Annotated in this window: 19 protein-coding genes; 11 read left to right on the forward strand and 8 right to left on the reverse strand. The window is 65.3% G+C overall.

Annotated features, from left to right (window positions below):
- Positions 1–11 precede the first annotated feature (11 nt).
- The 4 genes from M5B96_RS16435 to M5B96_RS16450 all read right to left on the reverse strand — a co-directional run bounded on the left by M5B96_RS16435 (position 12) and on the right by M5B96_RS16450 (position 6,061).
- Positions 12–1,151 (reverse strand): LLM class flavin-dependent oxidoreductase, encoded by a 1,140-nt coding sequence (locus tag M5B96_RS16435; protein ID WP_248747689.1) that lies wholly within the window; start codon positions 1,149–1,151, stop codon positions 12–14.
- Positions 1,141–2,157, reverse strand: coding sequence for an LLM class flavin-dependent oxidoreductase (locus M5B96_RS16440; RefSeq protein ID WP_248797789.1), 1,017 nt, complete (start codon positions 2,155–2,157; stop codon positions 1,141–1,143). The genes M5B96_RS16435 and M5B96_RS16440 overlap by 11 nt, the downstream gene beginning before the upstream one ends.
- 75 nt (positions 2,158–2,232) lie before the next feature.
- Positions 2,233–3,561, reverse strand: coding sequence for an LLM class flavin-dependent oxidoreductase (locus tag M5B96_RS16445; RefSeq protein WP_248797790.1), 1,329 nt, complete (start codon positions 3,559–3,561; stop codon positions 2,233–2,235).
- Positions 3,562–3,625: 64 nt separating this feature from the next.
- Complete coding sequence (locus M5B96_RS16450) at positions 3,626–6,061, reverse strand: TonB-dependent receptor plug domain-containing protein (protein WP_248797791.1); 2,436 nt, start codon at positions 6,059–6,061, stop codon at positions 3,626–3,628.
- Positions 6,062–6,533: 472 nt separating this feature from the next.
- Between M5B96_RS16450 and M5B96_RS16455 the strand changes: the two genes are divergently transcribed.
- Positions 6,534–7,544, forward strand: coding sequence for a P1 family peptidase (locus M5B96_RS16455; protein ID WP_248797792.1), 1,011 nt, complete (start codon positions 6,534–6,536; stop codon positions 7,542–7,544).
- 68 nt (positions 7,545–7,612) lie between these two features.
- Here M5B96_RS16455 and M5B96_RS16460 read toward each other — a convergent pair whose 3' ends face one another.
- Complete coding sequence (locus M5B96_RS16460) at positions 7,613–8,992, reverse strand: tetratricopeptide repeat protein (RefSeq protein ID WP_248797793.1); 1,380 nt, start codon at positions 8,990–8,992, stop codon at positions 7,613–7,615.
- A gap of 453 nt (positions 8,993–9,445) precedes the next feature.
- On the opposite strand from M5B96_RS16460, the gene M5B96_RS16465 reads away from it, so the two are divergent.
- From M5B96_RS16465 to M5B96_RS16485, 5 genes are read left to right on the forward strand one after another with little or no spacing between them, the layout of a single operon-like run.
- Positions 9,446–11,056, forward strand: coding sequence for an ABC transporter substrate-binding protein (locus M5B96_RS16465; RefSeq protein ID WP_248797794.1), 1,611 nt, complete (start codon positions 9,446–9,448; stop codon positions 11,054–11,056).
- A complete protein-coding gene (locus tag M5B96_RS16470; protein WP_248797795.1) occupies positions 11,053–12,042 on the forward strand; it encodes an ABC transporter permease in 990 nt (329 codons plus the stop codon). The genes M5B96_RS16465 and M5B96_RS16470 overlap by 4 nt, the downstream gene beginning before the upstream one ends.
- Complete coding sequence (locus tag M5B96_RS16475) at positions 12,042–12,890, forward strand: ABC transporter permease (protein WP_248797796.1); 849 nt, start codon at positions 12,042–12,044, stop codon at positions 12,888–12,890. The genes M5B96_RS16470 and M5B96_RS16475 overlap by 1 nt, the downstream gene beginning before the upstream one ends.
- Positions 12,887–14,530 carry a dipeptide ABC transporter ATP-binding protein gene (locus M5B96_RS16480; protein ID WP_248797797.1) on the forward strand — a complete coding sequence of 548 codons (1,644 nt, stop codon included), beginning with the start codon at positions 12,887–12,889 and terminating at the stop codon, positions 14,528–14,530. Before M5B96_RS16475 ends, M5B96_RS16480 begins: the two co-directional genes overlap by 4 nt.
- A gap of 37 nt (positions 14,531–14,567) precedes the next feature.
- Positions 14,568–15,410, forward strand: a complete 843-nt coding sequence (locus M5B96_RS16485; RefSeq protein ID WP_248797798.1) for an alpha/beta fold hydrolase — start codon at positions 14,568–14,570, stop codon at positions 15,408–15,410.
- Positions 15,411–15,525: 115 nt separating this feature from the next.
- On the opposite strand, the gene M5B96_RS16490 is transcribed toward M5B96_RS16485, so the two are convergent.
- Together M5B96_RS16490 and M5B96_RS16495 are read right to left on the reverse strand one after the other, a co-directional pair.
- Positions 15,526–16,884, reverse strand: coding sequence for a sensor histidine kinase (locus M5B96_RS16490; protein ID WP_248797799.1), 1,359 nt, complete (start codon positions 16,882–16,884; stop codon positions 15,526–15,528).
- The gene (locus tag M5B96_RS16495; protein ID WP_248797800.1) at positions 16,862–17,551 is read right to left on the reverse strand and encodes a response regulator transcription factor; all 690 of its coding nucleotides are present in this window, start codon (positions 17,549–17,551) and stop codon (positions 16,862–16,864) included. Before M5B96_RS16495 ends, M5B96_RS16490 begins: the two co-directional genes overlap by 23 nt.
- A 172-nt stretch (positions 17,552–17,723) precedes the next feature.
- On the opposite strand from M5B96_RS16495, the gene M5B96_RS16500 reads away from it, so the two are divergent.
- The 5 genes from M5B96_RS16500 to M5B96_RS16520 all read left to right on the forward strand — a co-directional run bounded on the left by M5B96_RS16500 (position 17,724) and on the right by M5B96_RS16520 (position 24,757).
- Entirely contained in the window at positions 17,724–18,416 is a 693-nt protein-coding gene (locus M5B96_RS16500; RefSeq protein ID WP_248797801.1) for a response regulator transcription factor, read from the forward strand.
- Positions 18,417–18,616: 200 nt separating this feature from the next.
- Positions 18,617–20,059: an efflux transporter outer membrane subunit gene (locus M5B96_RS16505; protein WP_248797802.1), complete on the forward strand. Its 1,443-nt coding sequence runs from the start codon at positions 18,617–18,619 to the stop codon at positions 20,057–20,059.
- The gene (locus M5B96_RS16510; protein WP_248797803.1) at positions 20,056–21,261 is read left to right on the forward strand and encodes an efflux RND transporter periplasmic adaptor subunit; all 1,206 of its coding nucleotides are present in this window, start codon (positions 20,056–20,058) and stop codon (positions 21,259–21,261) included. Before M5B96_RS16505 ends, M5B96_RS16510 begins: the two co-directional genes overlap by 4 nt.
- Positions 21,258–24,377, forward strand: coding sequence for an efflux RND transporter permease subunit (locus tag M5B96_RS16515; RefSeq protein ID WP_248797804.1), 3,120 nt, complete (start codon positions 21,258–21,260; stop codon positions 24,375–24,377). Before M5B96_RS16510 ends, M5B96_RS16515 begins: the two co-directional genes overlap by 4 nt.
- Before the next feature lie 170 nt (positions 24,378–24,547).
- Positions 24,548–24,757, forward strand: a complete 210-nt coding sequence (locus M5B96_RS16520; RefSeq protein WP_248797805.1) for a hypothetical protein — start codon at positions 24,548–24,550, stop codon at positions 24,755–24,757.
- 152 nt (positions 24,758–24,909) lie between these two features.
- Here the strand turns inward: M5B96_RS16520 and M5B96_RS16525 are convergent, their stop codons facing one another.
- A complete protein-coding gene (locus M5B96_RS16525; RefSeq protein WP_248797806.1) occupies positions 24,910–26,058 on the reverse strand; it encodes a MalY/PatB family protein in 1,149 nt (382 codons plus the stop codon).
- Positions 26,059–26,060 lie beyond the last annotated feature (2 nt).

Below are 26,060 nucleotides of genomic sequence, written 5' to 3' on the forward strand. Positions count from 1 at the left end.
AATCAGGGCGCCTACAGGACCGTGCGCTGCTCGACGCTCCTGCTTGAGATACGCCGCAATAGCGGCAACAACTCAGCCCCCAGATGAATCGCCTCCTCCAGATGCGGAAAGCCCGACAGGATAAAACTGTCGACGCCCAACTGGTGATACTCCTCGATCCGTTCCGCCACCTGTTCATAGCTCCCCACCAGGGCCGTTCCGGCACCGCCACGCACCAGACCCACACCAGCCCACAGATTGGCCGACACCTCCAGCTCCCGGGCGCCGCGCCCGCGCCCTTCGGCCAAGCGCGTCTGGCGCGTCTGCCCGACGGACTCATACGCGGCCATCTGTACTTGGGCGCGGTCGATGGCGTCCTTGGGAATCTCCGCCAGCAACCGTTCGACATGGGCCCAGGCCGCATCGTCGGTGGGCGCGGCGAAAATATGCAGGCGTAAACCAAAGCGCAAGGTCCGCCCCTGGGCCGCCGCCAGTTCGCGCATCCGGCGGATACGCTCGGCAATCAGCAAGGGCGGCTCGCACCACATCAGGTGGGTCTGTGCATGGGCCGCGCCGACCCGTTCCGCGGCCTCGGACGCGCCGCCGAAATAGATCGCCGGGGCGGGCGCCGCAGGGGCAATCGGCGAGGCGTTGACGCTGCGGTAGTAGCGTCCGTGATGGGGCTGGCCGTTGCCCGCCCAGACTGCCTGGAACACTTCGAGAAACTCGGCGGTCCGCGCATAACGTTCATCGTGCTCCAGAAAATCCCCCAGCGAACGCTGCTCGAAACGGCTGGAGCCGCTGACCACATGCAGAGCCAGGCGGTTATCGCTGAGCAACTGCAGGGTCGCGGCGCGATGGGCGGTGTAGGCGGGCAGCTCCAGGCCCGGGCGCAAGGTCAGCAGGAATTTCAGCCGCCGCACTTCCTGGGCCAGCACCGCAGTGATCAGCCAGGGATCTTCGAAGCCGCTGGCGGTGGGCACCATGATCGCGTCGAAGCCGCCGTATTCGGCGGCGCGGACGATCTGGCGCAGGTAGTCGAGGGTCGGCGCTCGTTCGCCCTGCTGGAACAACCCGACTTTGGGCAGGCCGCTGCTGGTCAGGTGGCGACCGTCGCCGTTGGTGGGCAGGAACCAGTCGATTTCGATGTTCTGGCGTGGATCATTCGGCATGCTGGGTGCGCTCCTTGCGCAGGCCTTGGGCGGTAAGCAACGGCAGGATCTGTTCGCCGAAGCGCAGGACTTCATGCACTGCCGGCTGGCCGACCAGGATGATCTGTTCGATGCCCAGGCCGTGCAGCTCCTGTAGCCGGGTAGCGACCTGATGCGGCGTGCCGACGATAAACACCGGCTGATCGGCACGTGGTTGCCAGAGATTGGGGTGCAGCTCGAAGTGCCGCACCGGCTGCTGTTCGCGGGTGAGCCGGAGCAACGATGGGGCGCTGTCCGGGGGCTTGATCCCCAGGGTTTCCAGGTGGGCGGCCGCCGCTTCCCAGGCTTCCTCCTCGGTGTCCCTGAACAGCAGGCCGAAGGAGCAGACGAAGCCAAGGCCCGGGGCATCGGCGCGCAAGCGCTGGATCTCCTGTTGCAGTGGGTTCGGCGCCCGGCTGCGCAGCAGGCAGGTTCGGGCATGGCCGGCGATCAGCGCGCTGTCCTGAGAGTCGTCGAGGATGATCGGTGGGGCCGGGAGCTGGCGCCGCGCGACGCCGGCGCTCTCCAGCTGGAAGTAGCGCCCGTTGTAGTGGAACTCGCTGCCGGCGGGGGCCAGCAGCTGCGTTAGGATGTCCAGGTACTCGCCGATACGTTCATGGCGCTGGTCACGGTTGAGCCATTCACCGAACACCTGGCGCAGGCTGCCCTGTTCGCCGTCGGGCAGGTGCAGGCGCACGCGATTGGCGCTGATCGATTGCAGGCTTTGTACGGTGGCGGCGAGGGCCGCCGGCAACATGACTTCGGGGGGGACGCTGACCGTCAGGTGGACCCGACGGGTGTGGGCGCACAAGGTCGCCGCCACGCCGAGGCTGTCGGCGCACTGCGCGCCACCGGGCACCCAGAGCCCATCAAGGCCGGCGTATTCCACGGCCTGGGCCAGTTGAATCCACTGCGCGGGATGGCGCGCCCAGGAGGTGGTACCGTCGGTGTCGCACAAAGGCAACTGCCAGCTGAACTCAAGGGCCATGCACGCGCTCCGTCAAAGGGGCGCAGACCCGCCGCCCGAATTCACTCATCCTACCCTCGATGGGGCGCTCGCCGCTCATGATCGGCTGAACCGGTTGGCCGGACGCGGCAGCCCGAGGTTTTCCCGCAGGGTGCGGCCTTCGTATTCGCGGCGGAACAGTCCGCGTTCCTGCAACAACGGGATCACCTGGTCGACAAACACTTCGATGGCGCCCGAGTAGTAGGGGAAGAACACATTGAAGCCGTCGCAGGCCCGGGCCTGGAACCAGGCCTCGAAACTGTCGGCGATATCGACCGGGGTACCGATCACCGGGTTGCCGCCGGCCAAGCGCAGGTACAGCTGGCGGATGCTGAGGTTTTCCTGGCGGGCCAGCTCCTGCACCTTGTCCCGGCGACTGCCGCGTTGGCCGACCGGGGTCTCCGGCAATGGGCCGTCGAGGTCGTAGCCGCTCAGGTCGATATCGTCACCGAGGGTATCGGCCAGCAGGCGCAGGCCGAGGGCCGGGTCGATCAGCGCCTGGAACGCTTCGAACAGGGCCTGGGCCTGCTCGCGGGTCTCGGCGATAAAGGGCGTGATACCGGGAAGGATCTTGATATGGTCCGGGTCGCGGTCGAAATCGGCGGCCCGGGCCTTGATATCCTGGTAGAACGCCTTGGCCCCGGCCAGGTCGTGGTGGGCGGCGAAGATCACTTCGGCCACCCGCGCCGCCAGGGTCTTGCCGGCCTCCGAAGCCCCGGCCTGGACCAGCACCGGATGGCCCTGGGGTGGGCGGGCGACGTTCAGCGGGCCGCGCACCGAGAAGTGTTCGCCGCGGTGGTTCAGGGTGTGCAGCTTGCTTGGATCGAAGTATTGGCCACTGGCCTTGTCGCGGACGAACGCGTCATCGTCCCAACTGTCCCACAGGCCCTTGACCACATCGTGGAATTCCTCGGCGCGCTGATAGCGGTCGCCGTGGTCGATATGGCTTTCCCGACCGAAGTTCCAGGCCTCGTCGGAGACCACCGAAGTCACCAGGTTCCAGGCCGCGCGGCCCTTGGACAGGTGGTCGAGGGAGGCGAACTTGCGGGCGATATGGTAGGGCTCGTTGTAGCTGGTGGTCGCGGTGGCGATCAGGCCGATATGGCGGGTGACGGCCGCGAGGGCGGACATCAGGGTCAGCGGTTCGAAGTGTTCGGCCCGGGCGCAGCGGCTCAGGGCATCGTGATGATGACCCCAGAGCGCAACCACATCGGCGACGAACAGCGCGTCGAACTTGCCGCGTTCGGCGGTTTCGGCAATCGCCTTGAAGTGCTCGAAATCCAGGCTGGCATCGGCCTGGCCCAGGGGATGACGCCAGGCGGCGAGATGATGGCCGCTGTTGGCGAGAAAGGCGCCGAGCTTGAGTTGATCGGTACGACGGGTCATTGCAGGCTCCCGGTAAACAAGGCGGCAGCGCCGGGCCATCGGGCCGCGCGTGCCGCCAGGACGGTCAGAAGTTGTAGGTCAGGCCGGTGTACCAGTAGCCGCCCGTGGTGCCGTAGGGCGAGAAGTTGCCGTAGGGGTAGGCCCCCGAGGCACTGGGCAGGTTGGTGCGTTCCGGGTACAGGTTGAAGACGTTGTTGGCCCCGGCATTGAGGGTCAGGCTCTTGGTCAGGTGGTAGTCGACGTTCAGGTCGGTGATCCAGGCCGCCGAGAAACTGCGGTCGTAGATCGCCGCGGTGCCGTACTGGGTGTACTCGCCGTAGCGGGTCAGGTTCAGGCCGATCTCGAACTTGTCGATGCTCCAGACGGTGCCCAGCAACAGCTTGGAATCCGGCAGGCCGTGCTTGAGGTTGCCCTGGCGCTGGCGGTCGTAACCGCCGTCCGGGCCCAAGGCCTGCTGGGCGGCGTCGGAGGCGTGGATGGCGTCGATTGCGGTGGTGTTCCAGTTGAAGCCCAGGGTGTAGCGCAGGTTGCCGTAGGCACCGATGTCCTGCCGGTAGTCGCCGACCAGGTCGACGCCGCGGGTGGTGGTGTCGAGGGCGTTGGTGAAGTAGGTCACCGCCTGGTTGGTCGGCAGCCCGGCCGCCGCGAGGATCGCCTCGATCTGCGGGGTGCCGCCCAGGTAGCCGGTCTGGGCGATGCGGTCCTTGATCTTGATCTGGTAGGCATCCAGGGTGACGCTGGCGTTGTCGATCGGTTGCAGGGTCAGGCCGAAGCCGATGTTGGTCGACTTCTCCGGTTTCAAGGTGGTGGCGCCGAGGGCCTTGGCCACCGTCGAATCCACCGCGACATTGCGGTAGTCGAACAGGTTGCCGTTGACGCTGGTCTGCGAGGTCGAGCTGTAGATCTGCTGCGACAGCGATGGCGCGCGGAAGCCGGTGCTGAAGGTGCCGCGCACGGCGAGGATCGGGGTCAACTGGTAACGGGTGGAGAACTTGCCGTTGGTGGTGGTGCCCGAACCGTCGTTGTAGTGCTCGTAGCGCCCGGCGAGGTCGACGTGCCACTTGTCGGTCAGGTCCTGGCCGATCTCGCCATAGCCGGCCACGCTGGTGCGGCTTTTCTCCGCGGCGTCGGCCGGAGTGGTGCCGGCACCGGAAATGGTTCCCGGCGCAATCGGCGCGCCGCTGGCACCGGTGCTGAAGTCGCCGAGGGCATAGGAGTCATAGTCGCCCTTGCCGATCTTGTAGCTCTCGAAGCGTTGTTCCAGGCCCCAGGAAATCTGCGTCGGCTTGGCCAGGCCGAGGTCGAAGGCGCGGGTCAGGTCGAGGTTGTTGGTCCATTGGCTGAAGGTCTTGGCCCCGGTGTCCACCGAGGTCGGCGAGTCCGGGCCGAAGCTCAGGTTATAGGTGTGGCGCAGGGTGGCCTCGGCATGATCCTGGCCGTAGGTGCTGGACAGGTCGTAGTCCCAGCCGGCGGCCTTGCCCTTGCCGCCGAAGGCCACCTGGAAGTCGTTTTCGATAAACCGCAGGGTGTCTTCGATGCCCTCCGGGAACGGCGTGGCGATCCCGTCGAAGCTCGCCGGCTGGTGGAAGGCCAGGGGTTTTTCCGAGTTGCGCCGGGTGTAGGTGGAGAACGAGTAGAGGGTCAGGGCATCGTCCACCGGCAGTTCGGCGTTGTAGCCGAAGCTGAAGTTGCGTGCCTGGGGCAGGCCGGTGCCGTAGTAGGTATGGCGCTCGCTGGTGTTGCCGGCGCTGTCGGTGTAGGGCGCGTCGTCGGAGCGGTCGGAGGTGTTCTGTTTCTTCACGTCCAGGGCCAGGTTGATAAAGCCGTCGTTGGGCAGTGACAGCCCCAGGTCGCCGGTTTGCCGGGTGGTGGCGCCGTCGCCGTTTTCAAAGTTCTGGCCGTAGCGGGTGCTGAGGCTGCCGCCATGGTCGGTCTGCTTGAGCACGATATTGATCACGCCGCCGATGGCGTCCGAGCCGTATTGCGCGGAGGCGCCGTCGCGCAGCACTTCGACATGGTCCACCAGGGCGGTGGGGATCATGTCCAGGTCCACCGGTTGCGAGCCGGAGTTGAGGTAGGTGCCGTTGTTCAGCAGTGCGCTGTTGTGGCGGCGCTTGCCGTTGACCAGCACCAGCACCTGGTCGCCGTTGAGGCCGCGCAGGCTGATGGGGCGCACCACCGAGGTCGAGCCGAAGCCGGAGGAGGTCGGCTGGTTCAGCGAGGGCAGCACCTTGTTCAGGGCGGCGGTGAGATCGCCCTGGCCGGTGGCGAGCAACTGCTTGGAGGAAATCACGTCCACCGGCGCCGGGCTGTCGGCCAGGGTGCGGGCCTGGCCACGGTTGCCGATGACCACCACGGTGTCCAGGGGGTTATCGCTGGTGGTGTCGGCGGCCAGGGTCAGGCTGCTGTAGCTCAGTGCCTCGCACACGGCCAGGAACAGCAGGCTGTGGGTGAGGGTGTTACGGGTGGGGCGCCGGTTGGCGGCACGTGTTGCACTCATGATGTGAATCGCTCCAGTGTGGTCCCCGCTCTGCGCCCTGGTGGGGGGCGATCGTGGCGGGTGAGGCGACGGGTGTGTGGGGCGTCGCCAGTGAGGTCAGTGGCGGCTTGTTGCCGGGCCGGGGGGGCGGCCTGCGGTCTCAAGCTCTGGTCAGGGCAGCAGAGCAAAGCCTGTGCCATTCTTTAAAAGCCTTTTTAAACAAGTAGTTAGATCGTTTGTCGGGCAATGGCTGGTGTTTTTCTAGCAGCGGCGATTCAGGCTGTTGGTTTTTCTACAGCGCGCCCGTGGCGGGAGGTTCGGGGGTGTGGGTTGTTGGTTTTCCAGCAGTCGCCCGGGGGTGTTGGTGGGTTAACAACAGTGGTACGGGAGGGGGCGCTAATGAAGTCGGGTGCGGGAGTGGTGGCACAGGCTTTGCTGGACCGTTGCGATCACGCTCCACTATGGAAGCCAACCACTTGTCAGGAAGTTTTTTATGCCACAACCGGGTTCCCGCAATCTGCTCACCGATGTGCCGGGCGTGTCTGTCGGGCATGCCACCGATGAGTATGTCGACACTGGTGTGACGGTGATTCGTACCGACGGCGCCTGGACGGCGAGCATCGATATTCGCGGCGGTGGTCCGGGCGGTCGCGAGTCGGCGGCCCTGGAGCCGGAAAACATGGTCGGGCAACTGCATGCGCTGGTGTTTTCCGGCGGCTCGGTGTTCGGCCTGGGGGCGGCGGATGCGGTGGCGGCGGCGTTGTCGCAGCAGGCAGTGGGTTTGCATCTCAAGCTTGGTGCGCCAGCGATTCCCATTGTTCCTGCGGCAGTGCTGCACGATCTGGCCAACGGCGGGGACAAGGACTGGGGATTGGAACCGCCTTATCGCCGGCTGGGTTTCGAGGCGCTGCAAAACGCCTCGCAAGGATTTGCCCAGGGCTCGGTGGGAGCGGGGCGGGGGGCTATGGCCGGGGTGCTCAAGGGCGGACTGGGTTCGGCATCGCTGGTGCTGGGTGATGGTTGGGTGGTGGCGGCGCTGGTGGTCGCCAATCCGATCGGCTCCGTCTATATGCCGGATGGCGAGACGTTCTGGGCCTGGCCCTGGGAGATCGCCGGGGAGTTTGGTGGTATGCGTCCGGGGGCACCGATGGACGCCAGCGATCCGATGCCGGAACTGTCCCGGCTGGATTCCATGGGGCGGTTGCAGGCCGGGGCCAATACCACCTTGGTGGCGGTGGCCTGCAATGCCCGGTTGACCACCGCCGAGTGCAAGCGCGTGGCGATCATGGCCCAGGACGGCATTGCCCGCGCGGTGCGCCCGGCGCATCTGCCGTTTGATGGCGACACGGTGTTTGCCATGGCTTCCGGCGCGGTCGAGCTGGTGGACGGGCCGCGTCGCCAGGTGCAGATCGGCTGCCTCGGCAGCGCCGCCGCCGATTGCGTGGCGCGGGCGATTGCCCGGGGTGTTTTCGAGGCCCGGCGCGAGGTGCCGAATGGCCTGTAGGTCTGGGATCTTGAGCATGTCACGAACCTTGTGGGAGCTGGCAAGCCAGCTCCCACAGTGGATCGCGTTCAGCCAGGAATTACATGTGTTGCCATTACCTGCTTGATTCGCTCTCGGGCCTGGCTGGCTTGCACAGGCAGTCCGAGTTCGGTGTAAACCTGTTCCAGATGGCGGTTGGTCGGGACATCCAGCGGGTCGTAGCCACGGCGCAGTTCCAACGTCTGCTGTGCCGCCCGCCAGTCCCCGCCGCGCAGGCGGGCGTCGAGTTCGATTTGTGCGAACAGATCCCGCTGTGCGTGACTGCCGCCGATATCGTTGAGCCGTGGCAGCACACCACTCAGCCGCTGCACAGCCAGTTCCCAATCACCCCGGGCCTGGGCCAGCAAGCCTTGCGCCAATGGCACCGTCACCTCGGCCCAGGTCGTGCGGCTGAACGCCGGCGCCCTGGAGGCGTGGGCCAGCAGCGACTCAAGCAGATGATCGGCTTCAGGTTTTCCGGCTCGGGCCAGGCCGTACAGATACTGCACGCTGAGGAAGGGTTGCACCGTATCCTCCGTGCGTTTCTGCAGATAGGGCGCCAGCGCCTGCCAGCGTTCACCGATATCGATGCCGGTCAGCTCCAACCGGGTCAGCAGCGATACCGCGCCGACCTGATCCTGGGAGTATTCCGGCAGGATGCCCCAGACATGTCGGTCATAAATCTCCAGGGCGCGTTGCTCATGGCCGCGGGCCAGGTAGAACAGCGCCAGGTGCCACCAGTTGTGGGTGTACATGAAGGAGTTGAGGCCCTGCCAATGGTCCTTCACGTTTTCCATGAAGTCGATGCCTTCCTCGATCCGGCCCCGGGTCAGCAGCACATGGGCCAGGGCGTGCTGGGCCCAGGGCTCGTCGGCTTGCAGGGCAAGGGCCTGGCGGGTGGCGGCTTCGGCGTCGTCCAGCAGGTGGCATTGTTCATAGGCGAAGGCCAGCAGGCCGTGGCTATGGGCGATATCCGACGCCGCGTCGCGGGCCTTGAGGGCGATGCGCAACAACGCCGGCCAGTTGCCGCGATTGAACTCCACGTATTGGGTGAGCTTGGCGGCGAACAGGTCCCGGGGAAAGCGTTCCAGCAGTTGTTCGCCGAGGCCCAGCACTTGCCCCAGGTCGTCGGCGATCCAGGCGCACAGCAGGGCCAGGTACAGGTCGGCCCGGGCATGTCCGGCGGGGGTGGCGCTTGCCCGCTGCCGGTAGCGTTCGGCCAGGACCGGGCCTTCGGGGGATTCGCTGAACATCAGCAGGATGCCGGCGAAGGCATTGGCCAGGCGTGACTGCGGATCGGCGTCGGCGGTGGCGAGGATCGACTCGGCGCGAGGGTGGTAACCGAGAAAACCGCCGATGAACGCGTCGATGCCTTCGCGGGTCGCGGCGTGCTCGGTGTCGAGGGGGTTGCCCAGGTAATCCAGTGACATGCTCTTGAGACTCGGTGGTTCGAAGGCAGCGGGTCTCGCAAGGCTTGTGCCAGTCCTGCACAGGAGGCGTATCCCTCAAGTTATGCATCGTCAGGACTGACGTCTTCGCGGGCAAGCCCTGCTCCTACAGTACGTAGTCGTTCACCGATTTTGTGTACGAGATCAGACTGTAGGAGCAGGGCTTGCCCGCGAAGAGGCCCTCGAACCTTGCACCGATCATACGGACGCCATCACCAGCAAGCCGGCTCCTACAGGATCGTGACGGCTGCTGCTTTTTCCACAGTCGGGCCAGTGGCTGTGGTTTTTTCATCAGCGCCAGCGCCCTCGAAAACCGCTCAAAGCCCGCAAAAGACCGCCTTCCAGGCCCTGGCACAGGCCTTGCTAAACCGCTTCAAAGGGCCGGGCGCCTGTCCGTGGTTGCCTGCCTGATGAATCTTTTCTGCGGAGCCCGCCATGCCTGATCTCACCCCGACCCATTCGTCTCGCACCCGGCCCCTGCGCCGGGTGTTGCTCGGCCTTGCGGCTGGTGCGTTGATCCTGGCCGGCAGCGTCCAGGCCGAGCCCCGGGAGGGTGGCGTACTGAACCTGGTGGCCCAGCCGGAGCCGCCGTCGTTGATGCATGGGGTGGTCAGCCACGTCTCGACCCAGTACGTCAGCGGCAAGATCCTCCAGAGTCTTCTCACCTACGACACCGCGCTCCAGCCCAAGCCGGTGCTGGCAAAAAGCTGGACGATTGCCCCCGACGGCCTGACCTACACCTTGGACCTGCAGGACGGCGTGCATTGGCATGACGGCCAGCCCTTCACCTCGGCCGACGTGGTGTTCAGCTTCCAGACCTTCTACCCGGAGGTGGACAAACGTCTGGGCGGGATCTTTACCGACTATGTGACCTCCATCGAGGCCACGGGGCCGTTGCAGGTGGTCTTCCACCTGAAGAAACCCTTCGCCCCCTTGCTCTCTTCCCTGGGCAGCGGCCTGCGCCCCGTGGTGCCCCGGCACCTCTACGAGGGCACGGATTTTCGCAACAACCCCTACAACCTCAAGCCCGTGGGCACCGGGCCGTTTGTCTTCGAAGAGTGGAAACGCGGCGCCTATATCAAGCTGGGTAAGAACAAGGACTACTGGAAAAAAGGCCTGCCGCACCTCGATGGTATCGTCTTCCACGTGATTCCCGATGCCTCGTCCCGGGCGGCCGCGTTCGAACGTGGGGATATCCAGGCACTGCGCAGCGGCGATGCGGACTACTCCGATCTCAAGCGCCTGACCGCCTTGCCCGGCGTGCAGTCTTCGGAGAAAGGCTGGGAGCTGTATGCCGGCCTGGCCTTTCTGCAGATCAACACCCGCAAGCCACCGCTGAACAATCCCAAGGTGCGCCAGGCGATCCTCTATGCGCTGAACCGGCAGTTTATCGTCGACAATATTTTCTTCGGTTCCGGCAAGGTCGCCCAGGGGCCGTTTGTCTCCACCACGCCGTATCACGACCCGAACCTGCCGCAGTACAGCTATGACCTGAAGAAGGCCAAGGCGCTGATCGCCGAGTCCGGCGTGGATGTCGGCGCGGTGCGTATCCGCCTGCTCAACGGTGAGAAGGGCGGCGCCTGGGAGCGCCTGGCCGAATACACCAAGCAGGCCCTGCAACCCCTGGGCTTCAAGGTCCAGGTAGTCACCTCGGATGCCGCCACCTGGTTCCAGCGAGTCAGCGACTGGGACTTCGACCTGACCTACAACTTCATCTTCCAGATCGGCGACCCTTACCTGACCACTGCCTACCTCTATCGCTCGGACTACATCCTCAAGACCTCACCGTTCGCCAATGTCAGCGGCTACAACAGCCCTCAGGCCGATGCCTTGTGGAATCAGGTCGCCGACACCCCGGAAGGCGAGCAGCGCCGCCAGGTCTACAGCCGCCTGGAAAACCAGTTGAACAGCGACCTGCCCATCGCGCCGATCTTCGAAATGCGCTACCCGACGCTGTTCCACAGCCAGGTCAAGAACCTGCTGCAAACCGCCACCAGCCTCAACGAGGACGATGAAAGCGTCTACCTCGACGGCCCGGCGCCATGAACCTGTTGCGCTTCCTCGGCGCCCGCTTGAGTCGGGCGCTGCTGATGATCCTCGGGGTGCTGGTGCTGAGCTTCCTGCTGATCCGCCTGACCCCTGGCGATCCGGCCTTGCTGATGGCCGGCGAGGCCGGCGTCGACGATGTGCACTACATCGACAACCTGCGGCATGACATGGGCCTGGACCAGCCGCTGGCCCGGCAACTGTTGATCTACCTGGGGCAGGTCGCGCACCTGGACCTGGGGTATTCCTACCGCAACCAGACCTCGGTCTGGTCGCTGATCGCCGAGCGCCTGCCCGCCACCCTGGCGCTGATGGGCTCTGCGTTCCTGCTCTCGTCCCTGGCGGGGATCGCCCTCGGCGTGCTCGCGGCCCGTAGCCGGGAGCGTCGGCCCTGGTTGGACGGGCTGATTTCCCAAGGCGCTTTGCTGCTCTACGCCGTGCCGACCTTCTGGCTGGCGATGCTGCTGATCCTGTTGTTTTCCGTACACCTTGACTGGTTGCCGGCCTTTGGCCTGGAGGCCGTGGCCGCGGACCTCCACGGCTGGGCCTGGCTGGCGGACCGGCTGCGCCATCTGCTGCTGCCGTGCCTGTCCCTGAGTTTTCTGTTCCTGGCCCTGTATATCCATCTGACCCGCGCCGCGACCCTTGAAGCGCTGGGCCAGGAGTATGTCTACACCGCCCGGGCCAAGGGCCTGACCCCACGGTGCATTCTCTGGGCCCATGTCCTGCGTAATGCGCTGCTGCCGGTGGTGACCTTCGCCGGCCTGCAACTGGGACAACTGGCTAGCGGTGCCTTGCTGGTGGAGGTGGTCTATTCCTGGCCGGGCATCGGTCGGCTGATGTACGACGCCCTGGCGCAACGAGACTACGGCGTGTTGATGGGCGGCTTCCTGGTGATCTCGACGCTGGTGGTCGGTTTCAACCTGTTGACCGATCTGGCCTGCCGGCTGCTGGACCCGCGTATCGGCGCCCAGGGTCAGTCCTGATGAATGAGGTTTCAGTGATTCGACGTTTTCTCGCACAACCTTCGGCGCTGATCGGCGCCGGTTTCCTGCTGTTGCTGAGCCTGCTGGCGCTGGCCGCGCCCTGGCTGACCGACAGTATGCCCTGGGAGATGAACACCACGCCGCTGTTGGCGCCGTTCCAGGACCCGGCCCATTGGCTGGGCAGCGATATACTTGGGCGCGATCTCGGCAGCGGCTTGTTGTACGGCGCCCGGGTGTCCCTGGCGGTGGCCGTCCTTTCGAGCCTGGCGACCTTGCTGGTGGGCGCCCTGGTGGGCGCTGTCGCCGGCTATTTCGGCGGCTGGCTCGATGGTGTGCTGATGCGTATCGCGGAGTTCTTCCAGATCATTCCGCAACTGGTGCTGGCGGTGATCCTGGTGGCGGTACTGGAACCGTCGCTGGGCTCCATTGTGCTGGCGATCACCCTGGTGGCCTGGCCAGGAGTAGCGCGCCTGGTACGTGGCGAATTCCTCAGCCTGCGCCAGCGCGAGTTTGTCCAGGCGGCCCAGGTTCTGGGGCAGTCACCGCTGGCGATCATCACCCGGCAGATCCTGCCCAATGCCCTGGCGCCTTTGCTGGTGACCCTGACCTTTGTGATGGCGACGGCGATTCTCACCGAGGCCGCGTTGGCGTTTCTCGGCCTCGGCGATCCCGATGCCATGAGTTGGGGCTACATGATCAATGCCTCGCGTGGGCTGCTGCGCGAAGCCTGGTGGATGAGCTTGCTGCCGGGGCTGGCAATCCTGCTCTGCGTGCTGGCGGTCAATCGCGTGGGCGAAGGACTGCGGGTGGCCTTTGAGCCGACCCGTCGACAGGGAGTCAACCCATGAGCCAGGACCGCACACCGTTGTTGAGCATCGAGCGACTGCGTATCGCCTTGCCCGCGGGCGCCGATCGCAGCCATGCGCTGTATGACCTGTCGTTGTCGCTGGTGGCGGGGGAGTGCCTGTGCCTGGTGGGGGAGTCGGGTTCCGGAAAATCCATGCTGGCCAAGGCGTTGTTGCGCCTGCTGCCAGCCCCCTTGCGTGTCGAGAGCGGAACCTTGCGTTTTCGCGGCGAGGACCTGGCCGGCCGTGACGCGGAGGGGATGCGTCAGTTGCGCGGCCGGACCCTCAGTATGGTGTTCCAGGAGCCGATGAGTGCGCTCAATCCCTTGTTGAGCATCGGCCGACAGATCGATGAAACCCTGCGTGCCCATGGCGAGCGCTCGGCCCGGGTGCGCGAGCGGCGGGTGCTCGACCTGCTCGGTTATGTCGGCCTGCCTGATCCGATCCGGCTACGGCGGGCCTATCCCTTCGAGCTGTCCGGCGGTCAGCGCCAGCGGGTGGTGATCGCCATGGCCCTGGCCTTCGATCCGGACCTGCTGATCGCCGACGAACCGACCTCGGCGCTGGATGTGACCACCCAGGCGCAGATCCTCGACCTGTTGCGCCGTATCCAGCGTGACAAGGGCATGGCGATAGTGTTTATCACCCACGATTTTGCCGTGGTGCGGGCGATTGCCGACCGCGTGCTGGTGCTGGAACGCGGCCATGTGATCGAGCAGGGGTCGGCCCGACAGGTGCTCGAGGCGCCCCGCGAAGAGTATACCCAGCGTCTATTGGCGGCGGTCACGGCGCAGCCGCTGGCGCCGCGCCCGTTATTGGCCGAGGCGCCCGAGGTCCTTGGCGCGCGACAGTTGGAAAAGCACTTCGTCGGTCGTGGCGGTTGGTGGAGTCGCCGCCAGACCCAGGCCTTGGCCGGGCTCGACCTGCACCTGCGTGAAGGCGAGACCCTGGGCATCGTCGGCGAGTCAGGCTCCGGCAAGTCGACCCTGGGCCGGTGCCTGGTACGCCTGCTGCAACCGGACGCCGGCAGCCTGGAGTGGCAGGGGCATGAGGTGGCGAACCTGTCCCAGCGCCGGCTGCGGCCGATGCGCGGTGAGATCCAGATGATTTTCCAGGACCCCTTTGCCTCGCTCAACCCACGCCAGACAGTGGGGCAGATCGTTATGACCGGCCCCTTGGCCCAGGGCGTTTCCCGGGCGGAGTCGGCCCGGCGTGCCCGCGAATTGCTGGAGCAGGTCGGTTTGCCCGCCGCAGCGTTCGAGCGTTTTCCCCATGAGTTTTCCGGCGGTCAGCGGCAACGCATCGGTATAGCCCGAGCCCTGGCCGTACGGCCGAAGATCCTGATTGCCGACGAGTGCGTCTCGGCCCTGGATGCCCTGGTCCAGGTCCAGATTCTTGAACTGCTGGAGGCCCTGCAACGGCAGTTCCGCCTGAGCCTGGTGTTTATTACCCATGACCTGTGGGTCGCGGCCCGCCTGTGCGACCGCATCGCGGTGATGCAGGGCGGACGGATTGTCGAGCAGGGCGATACGGCCCGCTTGTTTGCCGAACCGCAACATCCTTACACCCGGACCTTGCTCGGGGCCGCCGCGTTGGCGCTGCCCGATACTTCCACCGAGCCGGCGGTGGTTGGCGCACTGTGAGTGCATCCTTTTTCTCTTGCACAGGACTGTCACACCCATGACCGAGTTTCGATCCTTTAGTCATCTGCCCCTGGTGCGGGGTGAACGGCTGGAAGTCCGTCCCGGGCGACGCCTCAGCGTGGCCCATCGTCCGGGAACGGAGAAAGCCGCGACCGTGGTGTTTTTCTGCCATGGCGCGGGGGGCAACAAGGATCAGTGGCGCGAGCAATGGCAAGCCCTCGGCGAGCAGGGCTACAGCCTGGTGGCCTGGGATCTGCTGGGTCATGGCGAGAGCGACAAGCCGCGGCGGGCGGCGGCCTATGCCTGGGAGGAATTGGTGGCGGATGTCGTGGAGCTGCTGCGGAGCTTCGGGGGTGAGCGCAACCTGATCGTGGCCCACTCCTTTGGCACCGGGTTGACCCTCAGCGCATTGTTGCAGGTGAATTCGGTCAGTGGCGCCTTGCTGCTCGGCACGCAACTGCATCGGCCCTTGAGTCGCGGCGGCTTGCTGGCGTTGCCGGCCTGGATACTGGAGTTGATCCGGCCGGTGTTGGCCAAGGGATTTCGCGAGCGGGCCTGGCATCCGTCCGTCGACCCGCACTTGCTGGCGCATGAGGAGAAGTTGACCGAGCGTAATCGGCTGTATGTGTTCAAGGGGCTGGTGCAGGGTGTGCAGTGGCCCGAGGCCGAGCGGGTGGCGCAACTGAGGTTGCCGGTCCAGGTCCTGGCCGGCGACAGCGACGGCCTGACCCCGGCCAGCGGTGGTGAGGCGCTGGCGCGGCAGTTGCCGGATGCACAGTTCCAGATGCTGGAGGCGTGTGGGCACCAGTTGATGTTGGAGAGGCCGCAGCAGGTGCTGGCGGCGTTCGAGCAACTGCTGCAGCGCCTTCCTCAAGGCTGAAACACGGTCTCTTGTAGGAGCCTGGCTTATCGGGACGCCGCATCGCAGCGAATAGGCCCTCAAGACCGCCAAAAGCTTCGCGGGCAAGCCCTGCTCCTACAGGTTAGCGGTGCCTTCAGGCGCCGACGATCAACTCGATCCGGCAACCCGGCTGGGCGTCCTGCACCTCAAGGCGCATGTCATGCAACCGCGCCACCGCCGCCACCATGCTCAACCCCAACCCGTTACCGGCCGTATGCCGACTGGATTCGGAACGGTACAGCCGTCGAAACACCGCTTCGCGCTCGGCTTCGGGAATCCCCGGACCATTGTCCTCCACGCACAGTCCGCGTTTGTCCGGGGCATCCAGCACCGCCACCCGCACCCGACTGTGCTCGGGCGAAAACTTGATGGCATTGTCCAGCAGGTTGCAGGTGGCATCGAACAGCAACTGCGCATCGCCGAAGATCAGGCAAGGCGCGGGCGTGCCGCTCAAGATCAGCTCGATGCCACGCTCTTCGGCCAGCGGCTCGAAGAACTCGGCGGCGTCGGCGGCGATGCGGTTCAGGTCGATCTCGGCAAAGCTGCTGCGCCGGGCACTGGCCTCGATCTCGGAAATCCGCAGCAGGGCGCGGAAGGTCGACAGCAAGCCCTGGGCATCCGCGATGGCGTTGTCGATGGCCGCCGCGTATTCCTCTTCCCGCAGGTGCCGGCGCTGGGCCCGTTCCAGGCCCGCGAGCAGGCGGGTGAGGGGGGTACGCAAGTCGTGGGCGATATCGTCACAGACGCCCTTGACCTCGCTCATCAGGCGTTCCAGCTCGTCGAGCATCTGGTTGACCACCGTGGCGATCCGGTCGATATCGTCACGGTTGCCACGGGTCGGCAGGCGCTCGTTGAGGTCGCCCTTGACGATGCGTTCGATGGAGCGGGTCAGCACATCCAGGCGGCGGCGCGCCGAGTAACCCAGCCCGACCGCGCCGAGCAGTCCGACCAGCAGCAGCAACGAGCCGCCGGAGACCATCGCATTGACCAGCAACTCGTCGAACTCGCGGATGTCATGGATATCCTGGGCCACCATCAGGGTCTGGCCGTTGTCCAGGCGATGCATCATGAAACGGATCGGCCGATCCTTTCTGCGGGTCTTCTCCCAGTAGAATTCGTTGGGTTTGTCATAGCCCTTGAAGGCCGGCATTTCACTGACCGCCCCGGCAATCAGCCGGCCCTGGGCGTCGTAGAGACCGTGGGGGACCCGGCCGTCGATATCCTGTTCGGAATGCTTGCGGATTTCCGCCAGGCGCAGTTCTTCGGGCTGCGCGCTGCGGTTGTCGATCTGCCGATAGAGGGCCGTATCGACCTCGGCCATCAGGTAGCCGGCGGTTTGCCAATAGAGGTAGCCGAACAGCGCAAGGAACGAACAACTGAACAGCGCCAGGGACATCAGCGCCGTGCGGAAACTGATGGTGCGGGGGATTTCACGCAGGTGAACGGAGAACATAGCCGGCCCCGCGAATGGTATGGATCATCGGTTCTTCGCCTTCGCCATCGACCTTGCGGCGCAAACGGCCCATGTGCACTTCGATGACATTGGTGCGTTCGTCATAGGCGTAGTTCCACACCGCTTCGAACAGCATGGTCCGGGTCACCACCTGCTCGGCATGCTGCACCAGGTATTCGAGCAGGGCGTATTCCCGGGGCAACAGCTCCACCGTCCGTTCGCCGCGCTTGACGACGCGCTTGAGCAGGTCCAGCTCCAGGTTGCCGACCCGCAGGCGGTTGACCCGTTCCTCGCTGGGAGCGACCCGGCGGCGGCTCAAGGCATCGAGGCGGGCGGTCAGTTCGATGAATTCGAAGGGCTTGGTCAGGTAGTCGTCGCCGCCGGCGCGCAGGCCGCGTACCCGCTCGTCCAGCGCACTGAGGGCGCTGAGGATCAGCACCGGCGTGGCGATGCCCGAGGCGCGCAGGGCGGTGAGCATGCCCAGGCCATCGAGGGCGCCGGGGAGCATGCGGTCGAGGACGATGACGTCGAAGCTGTCGCTGATGGCGCGCACCAGGCCGTCACGACCGTTATCGACGTGGGTGACGTCGAAGCCGTGGTCTTGCAGGGCGGCTTCGATTTCCCGGGCGGTGGCGGGGTCGTCCTCGACGACCAGGACATGGGTCATGGGCACTTCGCAGAATGAGAGAGGGTGGTAGTCTTGCACGGACCCCGGAGGAGTCTGGCTGGCCAGTGCATCGTGGTTGGCTGGTCGACCGGCATAGTGTGCCAAACCGGGTTTATCTGAAAGGTCGCGTCAATATGAAAAAAAGTTTAGCTGAGTCAGCACGGAGCCGGACTTGAGAATCCTGGTCATCGAGGATGACGCCCGGGCGGCCAGTTACCTGGTGCGCGGGCTCAATGAAAGCGGGCATGTCGCCGATACCGTCGACGACGGTCGCAGCGGCTTGGACATGGCCCTGGAAGGGATCTATGACGCCTTGATCGTCGACCGCAAGTTGCCGGGGCTGGACGGCATTGCGCTGGTCCAGGCACTGCGGCGCCAGGGCTTGCGCACGCCGGTACTGATGCTCAGTGCCCTGGACTCCACCGCCCAGCGGGTCGAAGGTTTGCGCGCCGGGTGTGACGATTACCTGGCCAAGCCCTACGCCTTCGTCGAGGTGCTTGCTCGGCTGGAAGCCTTGCAGCGTGGCCGTGACCCGGTGGTGGGGCTGTCGCGGACCTTGCGGGTCGGCAGCCTGCAACTGGACTGCGCCGCGCGCACCGCCACCCGTGAAGGGCGGGTCATCGCGCTGCAGCAGCGCGAGTCGCTGATCCTGGAAAAGCTCATGCGGCACAGCGATGAGGTGGTGACCCGTAGCATGTTGCTGGAGAGTGCCTGGGACTATGACTTCGACCCCATCGACAACGTGATCGATAAACACATCTATCGTTTGCGCCGCAAACTGGATGCCGGGTTCAGCCATTCGCTGATCCAGACCGTGCCGGGGGTGGGCTACCGTTTGCTACAGGACGGCGAAGAACCCCTGTAGGGGCCTGGCTTGCCAGCGAAGAGGGCCTCAAGATCGCTAAAAGCTTCGCGGGCAAGCTCCGCTCCCACAAGTGACCGCGGTCACATGATATTTACCTAAACTAAAATTTAGCTTTGGAGGAACGGGACACAGACCTCTGCCTGATAGCTTCGGAACCTGATCGATGGCTCTGCCACACAGGTTCTGGAGATATCCCGTAGATGCTTCTCACGCCCAGATTCGAGGCTTTTCATCCACCTCATGGCCCAAGCCGACTGTTTCGCGCCCTGGCCCTGGCCGGCCTGACCCTGTTGGGCGGCTGTTCGTTGGTGCCAGGCTACCAGTCGCCGGCCTTGCCCCTGGCCGCGCAATGGTCGGCCCAGGCCCCATCCGCGACCCCGGCCGACGCGGCGGGCGGGCCCTGGTGGCGTGAGTTCCACAGCGCCGAACTCGATGGCCTGATTGCCCGTGGCCTGAGCGACAACTACAGCCTCAAGGCCGCCGTGAGTCGGGTCGACCAGGCCCGCGCCATAGCCCAGGTCGCCGGTGCCGGGCAATACCCCAACCTGTCCCTGGGCGGCAACTACCAGCGCCAGAACAACTACGGCAGCACGAAAAAAACCAGCGTCTTCGCCGAGGCCACCTATGAAGTGGACTTCTGGGGCAAGCAGCGCGCCAGCGCCGATTCCTCCCAGGCCCTGGCCAACGCCAGCCAGTTCGATGCCCAGACCCTGCGCATGAGCCTCGGCGCGAGCATCGCCGACAGCTATTTCCAGGTCCTCTCGCTGCAAGAGCGCGTGCGCCTGGCCCAGTCCATCGCCGCCGATGCCAGCCAGGTCCTCGACCTGGTGCAGGTGCAGGCCAGCCAGGGCGCGGTGTCGAGCCTGGAAGTCGAACAGCAGCGCAATGCCCAACAAACCTTCCAGGCTGCGGTACCGCTGTTGCAACAGCAGCTCGACGCGGCGCAGTACCAACTGGCGACGCTGGTGGGTGTGCCACCGGAAGGCTTCAAGGTCCAGCAAACCGGGCTCGACGCCCTCCAGGTGCCACAACCCAGGGTCGGCCTGCCTGTCGGCCTGGTGCGCCAGCGCCCGGATATCCAGGCCGCCGAAGCCCGCCTGGTGTCGGCCAACTACGACGTCGGCGTGGCCCGGGCGGCATTTCTGCCCAACCTTTCGCTGGACCTGCTGGGCGGTATCGACACCCTGGCCGGCGGACACATCTGGAGCATCGTCGGCAACCTCGCCCAGCCGGTGTTCAGCGGCGGCCAACTGAGCGGACAACTGCATGCCGACCAGGCTCATGTGCAGGAACTGACCGCCAGCTATCGCGCCGCGATCGTCGAAGCCCTGCGCGATGTGGAAACCCAGCTCAGCGCCGCCCGGCAACTGGACCAGGCCTATGCCCTGAACCAGGCCGCCGTCGGCTCGGCCCGTGAGGCCGCGCGCCTGGCCCAGGTCCGCTACCGGCTCGGCTCCAGCGATTTCCAGACGCTGCTGGTGGTCGAGCGCACCCAGTACCAGGCCGAAGACAGCCTGTTGCAAGTACGTCTCCAGCATTTGCAGGCCGCTGTCGGCCTGTTCCGCGCCATCGGCGGCGACTTCAGCGCGCCAACCCTGGCTGCCGCTACTCCTTCTTCCCCTTCTCAGGTCGTTCAGCCATGAAGCATTCACCCCTGGCGCCATCCCAACCTCGTCGTCTGCGCCTCGGCCTGCTGGTCGTGGCCATGCTCGGCGCTTCGCTGTTGATCAAGAGCCAATGGATCGACCGCGCCCAGGCGGCACCGGCAGCCCCCGTCGACAGCGCCATACCGGTGGTGATGCAGGCTGCGGGGCAGAAGGACCTGCCGATCTGGATCGACGCCATCGGCAATGTCCAGCCCCTCAATACCGTCAATGTGCGGGTGCGGGTCGACGGTGAGCTGCAGAAAGTCCTGTTCACTGAAGGGCAGATGGTCAACGCCGGCAGCCAGTTGGCGCAGATCGACCCGCGGGTCTACCAGGCCCAGATGGCCCAGGCCCAGGCCCTGGTCAGCAAGGACCAGGCGCAGCTTGCCAACTTGCGGGTCAACCTCGACCGCGCGAGCAAGCTGGCGGCGGCCAAGGCCGGGCCGACCCAGGATGTCGACACCTATCGGACCCAATTGGCGGCCCAGCAGGCCACGGTCCAGGCCGACCAGGCGGCGCTGGACAATGCCCGCCTGCAATTGGCCTTCACCCGGATCGACGCGCCGTTCACCGGCCGCACCGGGCAACGCCTGCTGGACGTCGGTTCGATTGTCCACGGCAGCGATGCCGGTGGCCTGGTGACCTTGACGCAGATGGACCCGATTTCGGTGGCTTTCGCGGTGTCCCAGGACGATCTGGCGCGGATCCTCAAGGAAAACGCCGTGGCGCCCTTGCAGGTGTTCGCCATGAGCCGCGACGGCCATCAGCAGTTGGCCACCGGCTACCTGAGCTTTATCGACAGCCAGGTGATCGCCGCCAGCGGGCAGATCCAGCTCAAGGCGCAATTCCACAACGCCGGCCAGCAACTCTGGCCTGGCCAACTGGTGGGCGCGCGCCTGCTGGTGAATACCCAGAAGGCCGCCACCGTGGTGCCGGCCAATGCCGTGCAGCAAGGGCAGAAGGGCGACTTCGTCTACGTGGTCAATGCCGACCAGCGGGTCGAGCCGCGGCCGGTCACGGCGGCGACGGTGGTCGACGGCCAGCAGTGGATCAAGGACGGCCTGGCGCCGGGTGAAGTGGTGGTGGTCCAGGGCCAGTCGCGGATCGCCCCCGGGCTCAAGGTCAAGCCGGTCAGCCTGGACTCGGTCCCGGCGACGCCTGAGCTGGCGTCGGCCAGCAGCAGCGGAGGCAAGCCATGAACCTGCTCGCCGGTCTGATCCAGCGCCGTACCGGCCTGTGCCTGCTGGCCCTGGGGGTGCTGCTGCTGGGCACTTTTGCCTATTTCCAACTGCCGGTGGCGCCGTTGCCGACGGTGGACTTTCCCACCATCCAGGTCACCGCCAAGCTCTCCGGGGCCAGCGCCGAAACCATGGCGACCTCGGTGGCGACTCCACTGGAACGGGCGTTCGCGGCAGTGCCGCAAGTCACCTCGATGACTTCCTCGAGCTCCTCGGGCAAGACCCAGATCGTCCTCCAGTTCGACCTGTCGCGCAGTATCGACGGCGCGGCCCAGGACGTGCAGACGGCGATCAACACCGCCAGTGCGACCTTGCCGAAAACCATGACCAGCACGCCGACCTTCAACAAGGTCAACCCGGCGGAGTTCACCGTGCTGTCCCTGGCCTTGACCTCGCCGACGCGAACCTTGCCGGAACTCGATCGCTATGCCGACAACTACCTGGCCCAGCGTCTGTCGCAGATGCCCGGCGTCGGCCTGGTGGATTTCCATGGCGAACAGAAGCCGGCGGTGCGCATCCAGATCGACCCGGATGCGCTGGCGGCGCGCGGCCTGACCCTGGAGGAAGTGCGCAGCGTCGTCGGCCTCAGCACCCTGGATCAGCCCAAGGGCAACCTCAACGGCCAGTATCGCTCGCTGACCCTCGATGCGACCGACCAACTGCTTGACCCCAAGGGCTATCGCGAGCAGGTGGTGGCCTACAAGGCCGGGGTGCCGATCAAACTCGGCGATCTGGGCCGGGTCATCGACGCCGCCGAGGACACCCAGCAGGCCGCGGGTATCGACGGCCAGCCGACGGTCATCGTCGACATCCACAAGCAGCCGGGTTTCAACGTGCTGTCGACCATCGCCAATATCAAGGCCAGCCTGCCGGCCCTGACCGCATCCTTGCCGCGCGACGTCCAGGTCCAGGTGGTCGGCGACCGCACCCAGACCATCAACGCCTCGGTCAACGACGTGCAGTTCACCTTGCTGCTGTCCATCGCCCTGGTGGTCGTGGTGATCTTCGTGTTCCTGCGCAAGGCCACCGCGACCCTGATCCCGACCCTGACCATCCCGCTGTCGCTGGTCGCGACCTTCGCGGTGATGTACCTGCTGGGCTACAGCCTGGACAACCTGTCGATCATGGGCCTGGCGATTGCCGTCGGCTTCGTGGTGGACGATGCCATCGTGGTCATGGAAAACATCGTCCGCCACCTGGAGATGGGCAAGTCGCGAATCCAGGCGGCGGTGGACGGCCTGCGCGAGGTGGGGTTCACCATTGTCTCGATGACCGTGTCGTTGATCGCGGTGTTCCTGCCGATCCTGTTGATGGGGGGCATCGTCGGACGGCTGATGCGCGAGTTCGCGGTGACGGTCAGCGTGGCGATCCTGATGTCCGGGGTGGTCTCCCTGACCGTGACGCCGATGTTGTGCGCCTGGTTGCTCAAACCCGGGCACGACTCGCGCCCGAGCCGTTTCGGTGATGCCTGCGAGGCGCTCTACAAGCGGATTCACGAAAGCTACCGACGCAGCCTGGAGTGGGTCCTCGATCACCAGCGCCTGACCCTGGCGGTGGCGGTCGCCACCTTCGTCGCCACGGCCATGCTCTACCTGTATATCCCCAAGGGTTTTTTTCCGCAGCAGGACACCGGCCTGATCCAGGGTGTCGCCGAAGCCGCCTCGGATATTTCCCCGGATGCCATGCGCCAGCGGGTCGCGCTGTTGGCCGATATCGTCAGTGCCGACCCGGCGGTGGCCAAGGCGTATTTCTGGATCGGCCCCAACCCGACGGTCAGCCAGGGCCGGGTGATGGTCAACCTCAAGCCGTTCGACCAGCGCACCGCCAGCGCCCAGCAGGTGATCGCGCGCTTGCAGCTGGCGCTGGACAAGGTCCAGGGCATCAAGCTGTTCCTCCAGGCCAACCAGGACATCCAGATCGGCGGCCGGGCCAGCAAGACCCAGTACCAGTACACCTTGCAGGATCCGGACAGCCAGGAGCTGGACCATTGGAGCGGGCTGTTGCTCGAGCGTCTCAAGCAACTGCCGCAGTTGCGCAACGTGACCTCCGACCAGCAGCGTGCCGCGCCCCAGGCGACCCTGGTGATCGACCGAGCGTCGGCGGCGCGCCTGGGGGTCAACGTGCAGGCGATCGACGATGTGCTCTATGACGCCTTCGGCCAGCGCCAGATCGCAACCATGTTCACCCAGCTGGACCAGAACCACGTGATTCTCGAACTCGATCCGCGCTGGCAGATGTCCATCGAGAGCCTCAAGCACCTGTACGTGCGTTCGACCAGCGGAGGCATGGTGCCGCTGGATATGCTGGCGAGCATCCGCAACGAACTGGCGCCGATCATCATCAACCACCAGGGCGTGTTCCCGGCCATTACCCTGTCGTTCGACCTGGCTCCCGGGCAGGCCCTGAGCGATGCGGTCAATGCCATCGAGAAAACCTCGCTGGCGGTGGGCCTGCCGGATACGGTGTCGGGGAGTTTCCAGGGTACCGCCCAGGCGTTCAAGGATTCGCTGAAGTCGCAACCCTGGTTGATCCTGGCGGCGATCCTGACGGTCTATATCGTCCTCGGCGTGCTCTATGAAAACGCCATCCATCCGCTGACGATCATTTCCACCTTGCCTTCGGCCGGCTTCGGCGCCTTGCTGGCGTTGATCATCTGCGGGCAGGACCTGTCGGTGCTGGGGATGATCGGGATCATCCTGCTGATCGGCATCGTCAAGAAGAACGCGATCATGATCGTCGACTTCACCCTGGAGGCCGAGCGTGGCGGCATGGCGCCGCGGCAGGCGGTGCATGAGGCCTGCCTGCTGCGTTTGCGGCCGATCCTGATGACCTCGTTGGCGGCGCTGCTCGGTGCCGTGCCGCTGGCGTTCGGGCATGGTGCCGGCTCGGAATTGCGCCAGCCACTGGGGATCGCCATCGTCGGCGGGCTGGCGGTGTCGCAACTGCTGACGCTCTACACCACGCCGGTGGTCTACCTGTGGTTCGACCGGTTGCGCGGGCAAAAAAAGACCCGCAACGAAGGCGAGTCGAGTGGGATTGAAACGAGGAGTGAGTCCATCCTAGGTGGGCACAAGTGAAATCCGCGTGAAAGCCCGGCCAGGGGAAATGAAAATTTTGTGACCGGGTGGTCATTCGTCGGAACCTTGCGCCAGAGCCTGCGAATCGCGGTGGCTCGGCTACGCTCAATGTTTTTGAGGCCTGCGGCTGTTGGCTGGCAGGGATCAATTATGTTGAGAAGGAGAAGGCTATGAAGGAAGCGTACATTTACGACAACGGCGACGAGTTTCCCATCAACAATCGACTGCGTTGCGGCCAGACCGCTTACGTGGCGGAGTTTGGTGGGGAGCCGCCGGTCGAGGCATCCGCGGCGAAGGTTGTGAAGCCTGCATCGACGCTGCTGGTCAAGCAACCGTATTTCCCCAAGGCGGCCAAACCGCGCCTGAATAAACCCGCCTGACCGAGCCCGATACCTGTCGTTAAGCTGATCTGAGGCCGAGCACGGATTTGTGGCGAGCGGGCTTGTCCGCTCGCCACAAATCCGTGCTCGGCCTTACATCCCGTTAAACTGGCGTTGGCTACACCCTGGACCCTATAGAGGTGACGGCGCGTTCAGCGCCGACGCAGGCTCTGCTCCATCCGGCTGATGCCTTCCTCCAGCAGTGCCCGCGGGCAACCGAAGTTCAAGCGCACGAACTGCTGCGCGTCGTCGCCGAACTCGATACCCGCGCTCAAGCCCACCTTGGCCTCTTCGAGGAAAAACTGGTACGGGTCGGCAAGACCCAGCGCGCTGCAATCCAGCCAGGCCAGGTAGGTGCCCTGGGCCGGGTGCAGGACCACGCCCGGCAGGCGGGTTTCCACCGCGTGTTGCAGATAGTCGCGGTTGGCCTGCAGGTATTCCACCAGGCCCTTGAGCCACGGTCCGCACTCGGTGTAGGCGGTGAACGTGGCTTCCAGCCCGAGGGCGTTGACGCTGTCGACCATGCCCGAACGGGCGGCGTTGAAACGTTCGCGCAGCGCCGGGTCCTGGACGATGGCATAGGCAGTCTTCAGCCCGGCGATGTTATAGGCCTTGCTCGCCGACATCAGGGTGATGGTGCGCTTGGCGATCTCCGGGCCCAGGGTGGCGATCGGCACATGACGACGGCCGTCGAAGCAGAGGTCGGCGTGGATTTCGTCGCTGATGATCAACGCGCCCTGTTCCAGGCAGATATCCGCCACCTGTTGCAGTTCTTCCCGTGGAAAGACCTTGCCCAGCGGGTTGTGCGGGTTGCTCAGCAACAGCGCGCCGCCGCCTTGCAAGGCATTGCGCAGGGCGTCGAAGGGGGTGATGTAGTCACCCCGGGCATCGCGTTCGAATTCCAGCTCGACTTTCGGCAGGTTCCAGTTACCTGCCGCCAGGCGCAGCGGACGATAGTTCGGTGTCTGCACCACGACGTTCTGGCCCGGTTGCACAAAGGCGTGCAATGCCATGTTGAAACCCGGTTCGACCCCCGGCAGGAAAATCAGCTCCTGGGGTAGCACGCGCCAGGCGTACTTGGCCCGGAGATCGGCGACGATGGCCTGGCGCAGGGCGTCCTGGGCCACGCTATAACCCAGCTGCGGATGTTCCAGGCGCTGGTGCAGGGCCTGGGTGATCGCGCTCGCCACCGGCAGGTCCATATCGGCCACCCACATGGGCAGGACATCGGCCGGGTAGCGGCTCCATTTGGTGCTGCCGGTGTTGCGACGGTCGATCAGGGTGTCGAAGTTGAAGGTCATGC

The sequence above is a fragment of the Pseudomonas sp. MWU13-2105 genome, from assembly GCF_023242315.1.
Taxonomy (GTDB): domain Bacteria; phylum Pseudomonadota; class Gammaproteobacteria; order Pseudomonadales; family Pseudomonadaceae; genus Aquipseudomonas.

What these genes read in the sequence shown, in the direction of transcription:
- M5B96_RS16435 (WP_248747689.1), bottom strand. Translation starts at nt 1,151, where the DNA reads ATGCCGAATGATCCACGCCAGAACATCGAAATCGACTGGTTCCTGCCC.
- M5B96_RS16440 (WP_248797789.1), bottom strand. Translation starts at nt 2,157, where the DNA reads ATGGCCCTTGAGTTCAGCTGGCAGTTGCCTTTGTGCGACACCGACGGT.
- M5B96_RS16445 (WP_248797790.1), bottom strand. Translation starts at nt 3,561, where the DNA reads ATGACCCGTCGTACCGATCAACTCAAGCTCGGCGCCTTTCTCGCCAAC.
- M5B96_RS16450 (WP_248797791.1), bottom strand. Translation starts at nt 6,061, where the DNA reads ATGAGTGCAACACGTGCCGCCAACCGGCGCCCCACCCGTAACACCCTC.
- M5B96_RS16455 (WP_248797792.1), top strand. Translation starts at nt 6,534, where the DNA reads ATGCCACAACCGGGTTCCCGCAATCTGCTCACCGATGTGCCGGGCGTG.
- M5B96_RS16460 (WP_248797793.1), bottom strand. Translation starts at nt 8,992, where the DNA reads ATGTCACTGGATTACCTGGGCAACCCCCTCGACACCGAGCACGCCGCG.
- M5B96_RS16465 (WP_248797794.1), top strand. Translation starts at nt 9,446, where the DNA reads ATGCCTGATCTCACCCCGACCCATTCGTCTCGCACCCGGCCCCTGCGC.
- M5B96_RS16470 (WP_248797795.1), top strand. Translation starts at nt 11,053, where the DNA reads ATGAACCTGTTGCGCTTCCTCGGCGCCCGCTTGAGTCGGGCGCTGCTG.
- M5B96_RS16475 (WP_248797796.1), top strand. Translation starts at nt 12,042, where the DNA reads ATGAATGAGGTTTCAGTGATTCGACGTTTTCTCGCACAACCTTCGGCG.
- M5B96_RS16480 (WP_248797797.1), top strand. Translation starts at nt 12,887, where the DNA reads ATGAGCCAGGACCGCACACCGTTGTTGAGCATCGAGCGACTGCGTATC.
- M5B96_RS16485 (WP_248797798.1), top strand. Translation starts at nt 14,568, where the DNA reads ATGACCGAGTTTCGATCCTTTAGTCATCTGCCCCTGGTGCGGGGTGAA.
- M5B96_RS16490 (WP_248797799.1), bottom strand. Translation starts at nt 16,884, where the DNA reads ATGTTCTCCGTTCACCTGCGTGAAATCCCCCGCACCATCAGTTTCCGC.
- M5B96_RS16495 (WP_248797800.1), bottom strand. Translation starts at nt 17,551, where the DNA reads ATGACCCATGTCCTGGTCGTCGAGGACGACCCCGCCACCGCCCGGGAA.
- M5B96_RS16505 (WP_248797802.1), top strand. Translation starts at nt 18,617, where the DNA reads ATGCTTCTCACGCCCAGATTCGAGGCTTTTCATCCACCTCATGGCCCA.
- M5B96_RS16510 (WP_248797803.1), top strand. Translation starts at nt 20,056, where the DNA reads ATGAAGCATTCACCCCTGGCGCCATCCCAACCTCGTCGTCTGCGCCTC.
- M5B96_RS16515 (WP_248797804.1), top strand. Translation starts at nt 21,258, where the DNA reads ATGAACCTGCTCGCCGGTCTGATCCAGCGCCGTACCGGCCTGTGCCTG.
- M5B96_RS16520 (WP_248797805.1), top strand. Translation starts at nt 24,548, where the DNA reads ATGAAGGAAGCGTACATTTACGACAACGGCGACGAGTTTCCCATCAAC.
- M5B96_RS16525 (WP_248797806.1), bottom strand. Translation starts at nt 26,058, where the DNA reads ATGACCTTCAACTTCGACACCCTGATCGACCGTCGCAACACCGGCAGC.